Here is a 13,286-nt window from a genome sequence, read left to right on the forward strand (position 1 = left end):
AAATTGGTGGCTTGTTCAAACCATTTGGTTATGAATCATATAATTTAACTCACTGGTTAACCACTCTTCAAAGAGTCTATCAAGGATTTCTTGATACCTTTCAGGGGTTAATTCCGCAGGAATGAACTCTTCAACCATTAAGAGATGATAACCTTGCTCGGTTTGGATGGGACCCATTACTTCTCCGATTTGGGCACTAAATATAAGGGCGGCAATATCTGGCTTTAAGTTCCAGCGGAAAAGCTTGCCTTCCAATCCACAATGATGTCTGCGCCTTTCATCACAATCGTAAAGATGAGCGGCTTGATGAAAATCGATCTCCTCTTCTTCAATTTGATAGAAAAGTTCTTGAGCGACCTTTTCGTAAGGAACAATAATTTGGTAGAGTAAAACTTGGTCAAAATCAAGCCGATTTTCCGCAAAGAACTTCTCGACTTCTTTAGAGAATAGAGAATTAGCTAACTTGCAAGCCAGAATGCGATCGCTAATTCCTGCCTCCCAGTCATCCACAGTAATCATCTGGTCTGCCAGCCATGCTAGCGTGTCTGAGGCTTTCTCCAAACGCTTCTCATAACGCAGCCTATCCGCGTCAGCCTGAATTTCTTCTGCGGTGACTGTTAGGTTTCTTTCCTGAGCCGCTTTTTCGATGATTCTTTGATATAAAATTTTTTGATGGACATCCTTCAACTGAAGATTTTTTTTCAGGAAATTAACCACTTCATTCGGATGAATAGATGCCCCTGAAAGATCGGTCATATCATTGTTATGACTCCACTCAGTTAGACTTAATCAGTAACTAGCCTCACACCAAGGCCTGGAAAAACTCGGCTACCTAGCCCTACAAGGCTATAGGAAGCTCCTTCATTGTTGCTACTATTATTTTCAACAGAAAGGTCTTTACGTTGTTCAATAATCTCACTCTTGTCTGGAAGAGATGATAGCAAAGAGAAGTTGCTAATGTAGGTTGCGGCAACGGTTGATGAGCGGGAAGTGCTTGGGACGTTAGGGTTAGAGAAGGTTGCCACTGGCAAGGTGGTTGAGATTCCAGCAGCATTAGGGATGATTGTTGCTGGCGCATTAACTTTAGCGCTAGTGATATTAGCGCTAGTGATATTAGCGCTATTGGGATTGGCAGAGGTTGCAGGTGTAGGAACGGTGACGCTAGTGGGATTGGTAGAGGTTGCGGGTGCGGCAACAGTGACGCTCGTAATATTAGGAGAAGTTGTAGATGCGGCAGCTGTGGCGCTAGCGCTACTGGATGTTGCGCCAGGAGTAAAGACTGTCGCACTTTGGCTACTGGGAGTTCCTGTAGGAGATGTCGCTGTCGCACTACTACTACTGCCAGAACCCGCTGAAGATGAGAATGCGCTAGAGGTACTTTGACTGCTGCTGAAACCGCTATCACCAGACGAGGTTGCTGTTGCACTACTGGTAGCGGTGACACTACTAGAACCACCTCCAGAGGAAAATGAACTAATGACGCTTAAAGCGCTGGTGAAATCTTTGCCACCCGGAGGGTTAGCTTGGGAAGGTAGAGCAACAGATAAGATCAAGCTTCCAGCTAGACCAAGATACAAAACGCATTGAGATGATTTAATCATATTGTTTATATGTCCTTAGATCAACAACTTAAATAAAGTCAGCAAGGCAAACTAAGGCATAATTATCTTCAATTTTTACAGTCATAGAAGGATTGATAAACAGTCCAAGCTAGGGTAAATCTTGAACTGTTATCTGCAAAATCTAGATTAATAGCCACCGGAAGTCCATGTTGAAACAGACATATTACCCTTGCTCCCAAAAGCACTAGCTGTGGCCTTCAGGCTATTTTTTGTTCCCTTGCTACTGCTAGTCGAATAACTAAAGTAGTCCGTGTCTTTGACATCGATATAATCAATCGGGATGCTGATATCTTTCAAAAAGTCGTGCAAGGTAATCTTGCTTGAGCCACCTGTCACCCCACTTGAGTCCGAAATTCCCGAATCGAAAAAATTTAAATCATTGATTGTTAATCCACTCATGGGAGTCCTCCTGCTAACAAAAAGGCCGCTGAAAGCCTTTTTATTCACTTAAAATTGGCTTTCAGCAGTTCTCAGACTTAAATTTGCTCAATGACTAGAAGCAATAGCCATCGTTAATTAGTTACTTTGGTAAACGTTGGCTGAATTGGAAGAAATTGCTACGGCAGTTGCTGGACCGAAGAATGATTTAGCCGTCGCTTTGGAAGAAGCGTATTGACTGAGATAGCTGTAGTTGCTCTTAGATGTGCTGTAGTAGCTATAGCCAGCACCAACAACGCTGGGAGATTGTTCGGCAACTTCTAAATGGCTCAGGTCAGAAATAATCATGGGATGTCTCCTTTTCAAAATGGGTTTAGTTTTTGCAGAAATCTAGTTGAAAAGCCAATCCCGGGGATAAGTTTCCCCAAGGTTTACTACTGAAAAAGCTCAAAGTTTAGAGCAGCAGTCACCTTTCATCAATTAATTTGGTAAACGCTGGCGTCATTGGTAGAGATTGCTACCGCAGTTGCTGAACTTAAAAATGATTTAGCACTTGCCTTAGAAGAAGCGTATTGATCGACATAGCTGGAATTGCTCTTATAATTGCTATAGCTATAGCTATACCAACCACCAACAACACTGGGAGATTGCTTCGCAGCTTCCAAATGGCTCAGGTCAGAAATAATCATTCGATGTCTCCTTTCCAGATTGAGAGTTTGGTTTACTTTTTGAGTAACCGAGTTAGAAAGCCTATTGTCGATAGACTTCCAGAGAGGTTTACCCCGATAAATGCTCAATATTTAGAGCATTATTTAACAGCAACCGCAACTTTTAAAAATTTAGTTGGGTAACGGTGGCTACATTTGTAGAAATTGCTACGGCTGTTGCTGGACCAAATACTGATTTAGCCGTTGCTTTGGAAGAAGCGTATTGATTGAGATAGCTGGAATTGCTCTTATATTTGCTGTAGCTGGAGTAGCTATAGCCAGCACCAACAAGACTGGGAGATTGGTCGGCAACTTCCAAATGGCTTAGGTCAGAAATAATCATTAAATGTTTCCTTTGCAATTCAGTTTTTTTCTGAAACAACCTTGTTTGGTTGATATAAACAATATAAACAGTATGGTTAAGGTCGTGTTGCCATTTTGGCATTTTTTCTCGATGATTTAAAAAATAGTGTGAGAGCAGTTTTTTGGCAATTGTAAAAGAAAAACCTGCCCCATTCTTTAGTAAAGATGAACGCGGCAGGATTTTTACGACTGGTCAAAAAATCAACTTCAATCTTGAAGAGCAGATTTTTTTGTTATTTTAATTCCCGAAAAATTGAGTTTATTTTTTGAGTTTTTATGACTAACCAGGGATCAAAATGACCCCCGCTTCCCCGTACTTGTGGCTCAGCGATCGCTTCTAGATAACCAAGGTCTTTAATTGTGCTTAAGCACTTGTGTGACTCTAGGCTCTCTGACCCGATTGCAGCCCTTTGATTATCTGTATTTAAAGTATCTGTTTTACAGTTGGTGTGTCTGCCAACTTGGCAGTTTTCTTTGAGCAATCGGTTGTATGTTCGGTAGGGGATGTAGTGTAGGGGATTGTAACCAGCAAACCGCAATAGTAAAACGCAAGCCCAAGAATACTTTCCTTCCATGATGGCTTCAACAACTTGATTAAACTGTTCGGAATTCATGGTTTTGTCAAGTTTAGGATTAGAACAGGGAATGTGATAAGCCATAACAATTGCCCTTGGATAAATTTGGTTTTACAAACTGATGCCGCCTTTTTGCATCTGGCGGATGGGATCTAACAGAATGTCGGCAATCCGGCGTCGGCGGATGATAATCTCCGCAGAGGCAGTTTGACCGGCTTTAAATTTGATGTTTTGACGATCTGCATTGATATAGTTACGATCCAGCGCTACTTCAATTCGATAGACTTCTCCCAGTCGCTCATCGGGTTTCGCATCGGGAGAGACGGATTGTATCTTCCCGGAAACGATACCGTACTCTTGATAGGGGTAAGCGTCGAATTTGATTTTTACTGGCATTCCCGTTTTTACAAAGCCCGCTTCTTGATTGGGTAAACTGGCTACGAGAATCATGGGTGCTTTGTGGGGAGCGATTTCGGCAACAGTTTGGCTGGGTTGAACCACTTCGCCAACGTTGCGGACTTTCAGAGACGACACCACTCCATCAACGGCAGCAGTCAGAAACCGTTGTTTGAGCTTTGCTTTAGCGGCGTTCAGCAGATTTTGAGTTTCAGCAATTTGGGCTTTAAGCTGAGTCATTTCAACTTCTAATTCCTGAATTTGCTGCTGTGTTTCTATCTGAGTTTTGCGCTCTTGAGCTTGTTTTTGAGCGAGTTCTGCGTGGAGTTGCTGTGCTTGTGCGAGTGTCTGCTTTAAATCGCCTTGACTTGAAGCGATCGCGCGATCGCCATCTCGCAGAGCTTGCTGGGCCTCAAACAGTCGGTCTTTAAGAGTTGTGTCTTCTTCTAGTTGAGTTTTGGTGATGGCACTTTGGCGATCGCGCATCATTTGCTCGGCATCCAGCAAATATTTCTTGGAGATCGCCCCCTCTTTGACCAGCGGTTTTACCCTCTCGACTTCCTCTACCGCCGCCGCTACATCAGCTTTTAGTTTCTTGTGCAGTTCTGCCGTCGTCGCCGACAGGGGTTTTAGTGTTTCGAGTCTTTCTTGATTCGCCGTCTTTGCCGTTTGAAGTTGAGCGATTTGTTCGCGGGTAGCAGATCCTTTGGCATTGACTTCGGAGATCGCAGCAAAAGCTGCTTGAGTGTCTGAAGAAGCGATCGCTGTCTGGGTTTTCACTTCCAGATGCGTTTTCTCTAGAAGCGCTTGTTTCTGAATAAGTTGCATTTGATTCGTTGCCAGCATTTGCTGCAAACGCTCTACTTCACCCGCCGCAATTTGGGTATCCAGTTCCACTAACACTTGACCGGCTTTTACCGCTTGACCTTCTTTGACGGCAATGTTGGCAACCTTCCCCATTTCCACTGGGTCAATCTTGTAGACGGCTCCTTTGGGCATTAACCGTCCTTGAGCGTGACCCACTTCGTCAATTTGCCCAAAGGTAGCCCAAGCCCCAAAAGCCAGACAGAAAGCCATTCCGCCCAATATCAGCTGACGAGGAAGCGTGGAAGGTGGCTGGTCGAGCACCGTCTGTAACGAGGTAGACCATTGGTTGGTTCGAGTCTCTGGAGAAGTGGCAGACGCGAAATGAACTTGAGAATTGCTAGCTGTTTCAGTCGAGGTGGGCTGTACGCTCATTTCGATAGAGCCAGTCGCACCCCCATAAATCTCAGCAAAAGAGCGATCGCACTGACGCTGAATCTTGCCAGGATGAGTAACCGACTCGCCTTGAGTCGGAGTACGGGATAATATCCCCTGGCTATCGAATGAATTCTGGTTGCTACCTGTATAGCCTGAGCCAAAAGGCTCAACGGGTGGAGTTAAGGGTAGGTTTGAGGCCGTTGATGCAGAAATCGATCTGATTGGTTTTTGCATGGCTGTGGCCCAGAATGAGCAAGTTCAAAGTTTGAGATTGAGGATGGCTCTCGTTGCTTGGATTTAACGAGCGGTGCCATTTTTAGCCGGTTTCAGCAACATTTTGGTTTGGCTTTTCATCGTTACCAATTTTTCCACAGGAACTCCCTTTTTATCCTAATTTCTGCTGCTTGGAAAGTCTGCCAAATTGGCATATTTTTTGCCAAATTTTCTGAATTAGCTGCTAATTCACCGAGGACTGGAATTGATGATTGCAATGCTACTGAACAAATGGTCGTGGAAGAGGAATTTGGCAGAACAAGAATCTTTAACATCGTAACGGTTGTAATTTGCTCCACATTCCTGCCAACGGATGAAACCAATTTCAAGTAAAACTGTAATAATTCATACAAGTTGGCTCGGTTTAGAACATTTGGAGTTAAAGATCCAGTTGTTGCTGCGCTAGATGGTAATAAAGACCTTGAAGCGAAATCAGTTCATCATGAGTACCGCGCTCAATTAGAATGCCTCGATCTAAGACCAGGATGCAGTCAGCGTGTCGGACCGTTGAGAGTCGGTGGGCAATGATAAAAATTGTGCGATTTCGGCTAATTCGAGCTAAATTTTGCTGGAATCGCCGCTCGGAGTCAGTATCTAGAGAGCTGGTAGCTTCATCTAAAATCATAATTTGAGGATTTCCCAAAAGCGCTCGAGCGATCGCAATTCGTTGTCTCTGTCCGCCAGAGAAATTTGCACCTCGTTCTCCCACTTTTGTGTGATATCCCAACGGCATATCTTGAATAAAAGCATGAGCTTCTGCAAGTTTTGCCACTTCAACAACTTGCTCTAAAATGAAGTCATCCGAGTAGAGCGTAATGTTTTCTAAAATGGTTCCGGAAAACAAAAAACACTCCTGCGGTACCACCCCCAACTGACTCCGCAAGGAGGAGGGAGAAACATGGCGGGTATCGTGACCATCGACACAAATTCGACCGCTGGTTGGCTGATATAAACCCTGGAGCAAATTGACCAACGTACTCTTTCCAGAACCGCTGCGCCCTACAATTGCCACCGTTTGCCCAGATGTCACTTCAAAAGATAGATTCTGAAGCGTATTGCGCTCTTGATCTGGAGAGTAGCGGAAGGTAACATTCTCCAATTTCACCTCGCCGCGCAACTGAGGCAACACCAGCAAAGGTTTTTGAGGACTTTCTTCAGGTTGCGCTGAAAAGACATCATTCAGCCGTTCCACAGATACCATGACTTCTTGCAGTTCATCCCAAAGGTTCACCAGTTGCAGCACCGGATTGATGACACTGCCAATCATCATATTGAACGCCACAAACTGACCGATCGTGAGCCGATCCTGAATCACCAGCGTCGCCCCGTACCAAAGCAATGCTGTAGTACCCAAGGTATTAATTAAGCCGCCGGTAACTTGCAAGCCGTTTGCCAGTTTTTGACCCTGAAATTGAGCATTTAGGGTGCTGGTTAAGCGGTCTTCCCAACGCCAGCGCAACTGTCGTTCTGCTGCTGCCGCTTTCACCGTGGCGATGCCGGTCATCATTTCCACGAGTGAGGAATTTTGTCCCGCTTCCTCGTTAAAGATTTTCCGCGACACCCCTCTGAGAAATGGACTCGCCACTACCGTCAAAATGACAATCGGGGGAATTAGCGCCACCACTACTAAGGTGAGACGCCAGTTGTAATAAGCCATCAGCCCCAAATAGACGATTGCCATTGAGGCGTCTAACCAAGCTGTAACCGCTTGGCGAGTTAGAAACATCTGGATTTTCTGGTTTTCCTGAACGCGCGTGATAATGTCCCCGACATGGCGCGATTCAAAAAAGGCGAGGGGTAAGGTTAAGGTATGGCTGATAAAGCCGCCGATTAGGGTGAGGTCTAATCGGTTGCCAAAATAATCCAGCAGGTATTGTCGAATTCCCGTGACGCAGACGCGCCAAACGCCAAATAGTAGCAGACCAAGGCTGAAGACGTGCAGGGCGATCGCGCTTTTGTGAACAACCACCCGGTCGAGAATTATCTGGGTAAACAGGGGGGTAATCAGACCAAAAATCTGGATCAGCAGAGACGCCAGGATAATTTGTCCGATCGCGGAACGATAAGGCCAAAGCAAACCCCAAAAGCGATTGAGAGAATTTTTTTCCGTTGGGGCGGCGTGCAATGCTGGCGTCGGATCGAGCAGCAGGGCGTATCCCGTCCAACTCGCGAGAAATTCCGCCTGGGAAAGCGATCGCCTGCCGACAGCGGGATCGGCAATCAGGATGCGGTCGCCCTTGACTCGGTAAACCACCACATAGTGATCGCCCTGCCAGTGAGCAATCCAGGGGTTTTTCCCCTCGACTAGGCGATTTAAACTTGCCCGCACGGGTTGGGCGTGAAATCCAACCTTTTCTGCCGCTGCGCCTAAGTTCTTCAGAGAGGCACCGGCACGCCCCACGCCAGCGAGATTCCGTAAGGAAGTGATGCTAAACCGCTTCCCCCAGTATTGCCCTATCATTGCCAAGCAGGCGGCACCGCAGTCAGAAGAGCTTTGCTGCTCAATCAAGGGATAGCGTTGCCAAAACCATCGACCCGGACGCTTGACGGGTTTGGGAAAAGCAATCGGAGGCGATTCAGGGGGCTGGATATTTGCCTGCACCTCTGACTGAATTTGCGGCGGTCGATTGCCCTTCAAAGAAGCTGGTGGAGACAGGTTCTTTGGCTGATGCCGCAATTTTCCTTTCTCCGTAGATTCACGGTGCCCGTTTTCAAGCGATCGCTCGGCAACTGCTTCTGACTGCTCTGAGAAAGTTGCTGCGATTGGCGCAATTGCTCGTGCTGCCTCAAAGTGTTGCTCAGGCAACTGATAAACGACTAAATCGGTCTGGGCAATCCAACTGCTCGGTGTGGGATGAGGATACCCCCAACTTTGTCCGATGGCGGGGGGTAAATCTGCGTCTTGTCGGCTTTCAATTTGACCGCTGCGTAACCAAAAGCGACCCGCCTCGGAGGGTGTGGATTCAATCAAAGATGCTCCCGCTTCGATCCGCGTTTCTAGTAGGTAGGGCAACAGTTGTCGTAGCGTATGGCTGCTCAAGCGCCGCCAGTCTGTAGAGGTTTTGAAGAAAATCAGACATTGCCGCCAAATTGCCTGCTGTTGCAGGTAGTCTCGCAGATTCGGGAGTCGCTCTAACCAAGGCTGAAGGTCTGCAACTGAAATCCGAGCCACAATTCCGGCACTGGCAGCGATCGCGCTCGTCAGCTCGCAATGATTGCCAAATACCTTTTCTGCCCCAAAACTTTCTCCCGATTCCACCACCAGAGCGGGAACTTCCTTACCCTGTGCTGCGTCTAAGGCTAGTAGCCGCACCCGACCTTCACAAACTAGGTAAAAATCCCCCTCATTTTGTTCATCACGAACTGAATTTCCTGAGGCAGTGGCGGCACTATAGTTGACAAGGCGATCGCCCAGTTGAAAATCGCAAAGTTCAAATGCTTGATTCAAGTCGGAAGCAAAGCTCGTATCTGATTGGGACAGCCTCAAGAGATTGAGGATATCGGGAAGGCTAGAGTAAGCGTTTTGTATGTCCTGAAGCGGAGGATGACCCTGTACCAGCATCCGATTCATCAGTGAGCCTCTTAGCTTTCAAGGTTTGTGATTGGCTCAATATGCGTTTCCGGTAGGTATCGCAGTAGTAACCGCTAGAATCCTTAGCCAGAAAGCATCTTTTGAATAAATTTCCCGAAAACCATAAACAGCCTAAAGTTTTTAACTTTAGGTTTTGCTTAAAAAAGCATTAAAGGAAAGTTAAGGCTGTTTCGCCGTTAACAATGTATATGTCTTAGTGAATTTACTGAGGATTTGTCAACCGAGGCGCTAACGAATCTCATGGCTTCCATACAACTTTACAGAATCTTTACAAAAAAATGATGGAAGCTTTATGGAATCGTTCGATTTGTTCATCGTAACTTTACAATAAACATTCTTAACTCCGTAAATTCCGCACTGTCTTTCGCAATTGATATTTAAATTCGTTAGTGTAGCAGCAAATTCTATCAATCTGATATATTTCACAAACGGGGATGCTGCTCAATCCTTCTTGAATCAGACAAACTTAACCCCCAATCCCCCTACCAGGGAAGGGGGATAATTTCACTTTCGCCTTAGAGGATGCTGTTGGCTAATCGGGGAAAAACGATTTCATTTCACATTTTTACCGCTACACTGAATGCTTCTGTTTTCTCCAATTGAGTGGAGAGTTGGGGGATTAAATGTGTAGCATCCCCAAGGGAAATTCGGATAACAAAATATCGGGATACTGCCGTTAAAAGTGCGTTATCATGCCGTAGATTGCCCAAATTGCCATTGCTCGCAGGTAATGACTGGCGCGGAAAGTACCGGCAGCAGTAATCGCTTCCGGGGTTCGGAATTGCAACCCATTCTCATAAATTTGCTGCACCACAGCTTCCGTCATTTGGAAGGCTTCCTCTTTCATTCCCATCTGGATCATGAATGCTGCTAGCCCAAAGTTAATACCAGTCCAAACTTCCAGGGGATGAGTCGCGTCGGGGTTTGCTGGTGTACCGTCGGGTTTGACGCCATTAACGGCACCGATAAAGGTTTCAGGCTGGGAGGACGGGAGGTGCCGATTGAAATTCAAAAAACAAGAATTATAGACAGTTTTTAAGGCAGATTCGGCACGCTCAAGCGGCACGATATCGGGTAATTTTAATAAACGAGCGTAGAACTGACCGCATAGCTGATCTGCCATCACGATATCAGAGCCGCTTTCGCTATCGAGCCGGTAGTATTGACCGTTCCAGAGTTTTTCTTGATACACCTGCCGAGATTGTTTTAGCCAGGTTTGGTACTCGGTAATCGGTAATTGGTAATCAGGGGAATTTTCTTCGGAATTAAACTCAGACTTGTGTAATATTTCACCAATGGCGATCGCTGCCTCTAGTGCCGCAATCCACAAGCCGCCGCAGTAGGCGCTAACCCCCTGCAACTTCCAATCATCAAACGTTTGATCGGGCGCACCCGAATTTTCGGGAATCCCATCCCCATCGATATCAAATTGCTTGACATAAGCAAGCGTCTTCACAATCGGCACCCAACACTCGCGCAAAAATTCGATATCTGTGGAACCCGTTAGGACAAAATCTCGATAAACCTGCAACACAAAGTCGCAGGGTAAATCTTTCCACAGGTTGCAATCTTGATAGCTGGTGTAGTTCGTTTTCTCCCACGGATGCTCGTTGGGGGCACCCAAATCGTGGGGCGTCGCATCGGCGGCTTTGCGAATGGCTGAGGCTTGGTTATAGCCGATAATTCGGGGCGTCTCGTCGTGGGTGGAAATCGCCCGTGCATAAGCTTCTAGCACCGCTTTGTCCAGTTTAGGCCAGAGCATCATCAAAGCAAATGAGCCGTAAAGTCGCACATCTAAGCTTTCGTACCAGCGATAATCCAAGCACTCTAGGACGCCAAATTGCCCCACAGGGTCATCTTCCGAAGCCGCAGTCCAGAGGGTGCCGCCGTCGCAAAGTAAGTACAGCTCATTAAACAGCGCCATTTTAAACCAATTGGGCAAGTCTTGACGCTGCAAAATCGGCTGTTGCCATTCTCGGATCGCATCCTTCCACATATCATCTTGCTTGAGAGCGGTGCGAACCATCGACCAGGCATTTTTGCCGTTTCGACCAAAGAAATCGGTGTAGCGGCGGTAGTATTGAGTGCCCAGATTTGGTTGCTGGGTACTCCGTGAGAAGTCCATCACTGGAAAATCCCAGCAGACGATGAAGGGAATTTGGCGAGTTCTCCCAGGTTTTAGAGTAAACCGGACAGCGATCGCGCAACCGATTTGTTCTCCCGGTGCTGCCGGAGTTTCATCTTCTCGATCTGGCAACGAGCCATTACAAGCGAATAAATCCCAAATATCTGAGCCATCCCCGATCGGGTTCCAACGACCGTGATAGAAGACTTCTAAACTAGGATTCGTGACAGTTGCGATCGCCCACTGTCCTTCCCCCTCTCCGACTTCATCGTGTAGCCTCACCCGATCTAGCAGACACCCCACTCGGTGGAAGTCCACAATCCACTGATTTAAATTTCCGGTACTATCCCCCCAGCGCGGCTGGTACTCGTAAACCGGACTGCCATCATCCCGCACCCGCACTTCTGGAGATTGAATTGCATTCGTAAACCAACCTACGACATTCTGCCACGTCAGCATGATGCTAATCGTGATCGGCTTATCCGTAGGATTGTGGGCAGTCCAGTGAAAGATTGCTGTTGGGTAAGAGCTTTCTTGATAGTTACCCGCCCAAATGGGGGAGAATTGCTCGCACGTCAACTGAGACTGAAAAACCCCTTCATAAACAAACCAGCTGCGGGGATACAGCGCATGATAGGTTCCAGTGCTGCCTGCTGAGTTTGATTCCTCGTTTGATTGTTCATTTTTAATTTTTGATTCGCTCGGATACCATAACCACCGGGATAAAGTCCCATCCTCAGGCGGTTCTGTACAAAGCGCATAAGCTTGCGCGGGGGAGTCTTCTGGCTGCTCGAAGACGCTGAACTGACAAGCAGGCAGGCTCCGGAAGACGTGTTCTCCGCCATCCAAATGCCACAAGTTAAAGTCGCCACGCGAAGAACGACCGATGCATCCGGCTCCAAAGCCACCCAAGGGCATCCCGTGCCAAGGGCCATCGTCGAGATTACTAGGGTAGCGAACCGTGTGGGGTTTGTCCCAGCCGAGACCAATGGGACGACTCCAAGTGCAATCGGGGATTTCGGGGCGAGGGCGTTGATAGATCATGCCTTGATTTTACGGTCTTTCGTTCCTACGATTACCCAAATTTTGTCAGTTCTTCTCTAGCTTCCCGATAAATTGGGGAGTTAAGAAGTCTATATACTGCAAACAAAAAACAAAATGTATTAGCATTGCACATTACGTAGTATTACTTAATTGCGAAAAATTTTTTTGTTGATTTCTCCTGAAAAATACGTAACTTAATCTATATTTTACAGGCATCTCTTTATAACCATCTGTATGACTAAATATTAAGAAATTGCACTACAATTTTAAATTTTTAATTATTTCTTTACCTCTAAAAAAATGACAAACTTCACTAAACTTTTATAGATTCTTTATCATTTCCGATGCTTATTTTTATGTCTAAAGGGGGATGATAAAAAATATTCAATTTGATCGCCAGAGTATTACATGGAAGTTATCTCTCAGAAAACTGATTCATCAGCGAATCCACAGCCAGAGTTAGTTCAAAAAAAAGCTGACGAACTTCTCAAACGATACGCAACCGGACAAAGAACCTTTAGTAAGGTAACAATGCAGGCAGGCAAGCTATGTATTTCTACATTTAACTTGATGGGAGCCAATTTAAGAACTGCTTGTCTAAGCGGAATTGTCCTAGTTGGCGCTAACCTAAGTCAAGCTGATTTGGCTGCAATCGACTTAAGACGCTCGGATCTCAGTAAAGCCAATTTAACTGGCGCGAACTTATGGAAAGCAGACCTCAGTGGGACGAACCTTAGTTATGCAAATTTAAGTGAAGCTTTTTTAGGAGGAGCTAACTTGAATGGAGTGAATCTATATGGAGCTAATTTGAGTCGATCCAATCTCAGAGGAGCCGATTTGTTGGAAGTTGACTTGAGCGGAGCCATTCTGACTCAGGCAATTATGCCCGATGGCAGTATCCATGAGTGAAAAGGATTGGGAACATCTTAAGGGATGCCCAGAACCAAAGCAGAATATCGCCCAACGCGA

Annotated in this window: 11 protein-coding genes; 2 read left to right on the forward strand and 9 right to left on the reverse strand. The window is 46.2% G+C overall.

What is annotated here, in order from left to right:
• Positions 1-15: 15 nt before the first annotated feature.
• Complete coding sequence (locus NDI44_RS09395; protein WP_190415173.1) at positions 16-756, reverse strand: peptidylprolyl isomerase; 741 nt, start codon at positions 754-756, stop codon at positions 16-18.
• A gap of 234 nt (positions 757-990) precedes the next feature.
• Between NDI44_RS09395 and NDI44_RS09400 the strand changes: the two genes are divergently transcribed.
• Positions 991-1,383, forward strand: coding sequence for a hypothetical protein (locus tag NDI44_RS09400; protein ID WP_190429768.1), 393 nt, complete (start codon positions 991-993; stop codon positions 1,381-1,383).
• A gap of 365 nt (positions 1,384-1,748) precedes the next feature.
• Here the strand turns inward: NDI44_RS09400 and NDI44_RS09405 are convergent, their stop codons facing one another.
• From NDI44_RS09405 to NDI44_RS09440, 8 genes are all read right to left on the reverse strand, one after another.
• Positions 1,749-2,021, reverse strand: a complete 273-nt coding sequence (locus NDI44_RS09405; protein WP_190415175.1) for a hypothetical protein — start codon at positions 2,019-2,021, stop codon at positions 1,749-1,751.
• Positions 2,022-2,138: 117 nt separating this feature from the next.
• A complete protein-coding gene (locus tag NDI44_RS09410) occupies positions 2,139-2,348 on the reverse strand; it encodes a hypothetical protein (RefSeq protein ID WP_190415176.1) in 210 nt (69 codons plus the stop codon).
• A gap of 128 nt (positions 2,349-2,476) precedes the next feature.
• Positions 2,477-2,689, reverse strand: a complete 213-nt coding sequence (locus NDI44_RS09415; RefSeq protein WP_190415177.1) for a hypothetical protein — start codon at positions 2,687-2,689, stop codon at positions 2,477-2,479.
• Positions 2,690-2,831: 142 nt separating this feature from the next.
• Positions 2,832-3,050, reverse strand: a complete 219-nt coding sequence (locus NDI44_RS09420; protein ID WP_190429765.1) for a hypothetical protein — start codon at positions 3,048-3,050, stop codon at positions 2,832-2,834.
• Positions 3,051-3,303: 253 nt separating this feature from the next.
• Positions 3,304-3,729: a HetP family heterocyst commitment protein gene (locus tag NDI44_RS09425; protein WP_190415179.1), complete on the reverse strand. Its 426-nt coding sequence runs from the start codon at positions 3,727-3,729 to the stop codon at positions 3,304-3,306.
• 27 nt (positions 3,730-3,756) lie between these two features.
• Positions 3,757-5,517: an HlyD family efflux transporter periplasmic adaptor subunit gene (locus NDI44_RS09430; RefSeq protein ID WP_190415180.1), complete on the reverse strand. Its 1,761-nt coding sequence runs from the start codon at positions 5,515-5,517 to the stop codon at positions 3,757-3,759.
• A 418-nt stretch (positions 5,518-5,935) separates the two neighbouring features.
• Positions 5,936-9,127, reverse strand: coding sequence for a peptidase domain-containing ABC transporter (locus NDI44_RS09435; RefSeq protein WP_242037173.1), 3,192 nt, complete (start codon positions 9,125-9,127; stop codon positions 5,936-5,938).
• Positions 9,128-9,824: 697 nt separating this feature from the next.
• The gene (locus NDI44_RS09440; RefSeq protein ID WP_190415181.1) at positions 9,825-12,317 is read right to left on the reverse strand and encodes a GH116 family glycosyl hydrolase; all 2,493 of its coding nucleotides are present in this window, start codon (positions 12,315-12,317) and stop codon (positions 9,825-9,827) included.
• 408 nt (positions 12,318-12,725) lie between these two features.
• Here NDI44_RS09440 and NDI44_RS09445 point away from each other — a divergent pair, with 408 nt between their 5' ends.
• A complete protein-coding gene (locus NDI44_RS09445) occupies positions 12,726-13,226 on the forward strand; it encodes a pentapeptide repeat-containing protein (protein ID WP_190415182.1) in 501 nt (166 codons plus the stop codon).
• Positions 13,227-13,286: the final 60 nt, after the last annotated feature.

Origin of the sequence: Trichocoleus sp. DQ-A3, assembly GCF_039961975.1 — a bacterium.
Classification (GTDB): Bacteria; Cyanobacteriota; Cyanobacteriia; order Cyanobacteriales; family FACHB-T130; genus FACHB-T130.

Coding starts and splice junctions, on each gene's coding strand:
- NDI44_RS09395 (WP_190415173.1), bottom strand. CDS start 756: ATGACCGATCTTTCAGGGGCATCTATTCATCCGAATGAAGTGGTTAAT.
- NDI44_RS09405 (WP_190415175.1), bottom strand. CDS start 2,021: ATGAGTGGATTAACAATCAATGATTTAAATTTTTTCGATTCGGGAATT.
- NDI44_RS09410 (WP_190415176.1), bottom strand. CDS start 2,348: ATGATTATTTCTGACCTGAGCCATTTAGAAGTTGCCGAACAATCTCCC.
- NDI44_RS09415 (WP_190415177.1), bottom strand. CDS start 2,689: ATGATTATTTCTGACCTGAGCCATTTGGAAGCTGCGAAGCAATCTCCC.
- NDI44_RS09420 (WP_190429765.1), bottom strand. CDS start 3,050: ATGATTATTTCTGACCTAAGCCATTTGGAAGTTGCCGACCAATCTCCC.
- NDI44_RS09425 (WP_190415179.1), bottom strand. CDS start 3,729: ATGGCTTATCACATTCCCTGTTCTAATCCTAAACTTGACAAAACCATG.
- NDI44_RS09430 (WP_190415180.1), bottom strand. CDS start 5,517: ATGCAAAAACCAATCAGATCGATTTCTGCATCAACGGCCTCAAACCTA.
- NDI44_RS09435 (WP_242037173.1), bottom strand. CDS start 9,127: ATGAATCGGATGCTGGTACAGGGTCATCCTCCGCTTCAGGACATACAA.
- NDI44_RS09440 (WP_190415181.1), bottom strand. CDS start 12,317: ATGATCTATCAACGCCCTCGCCCCGAAATCCCCGATTGCACTTGGAGT.
- NDI44_RS09445 (WP_190415182.1), top strand. CDS start 12,726: ATGGAAGTTATCTCTCAGAAAACTGATTCATCAGCGAATCCACAGCCA.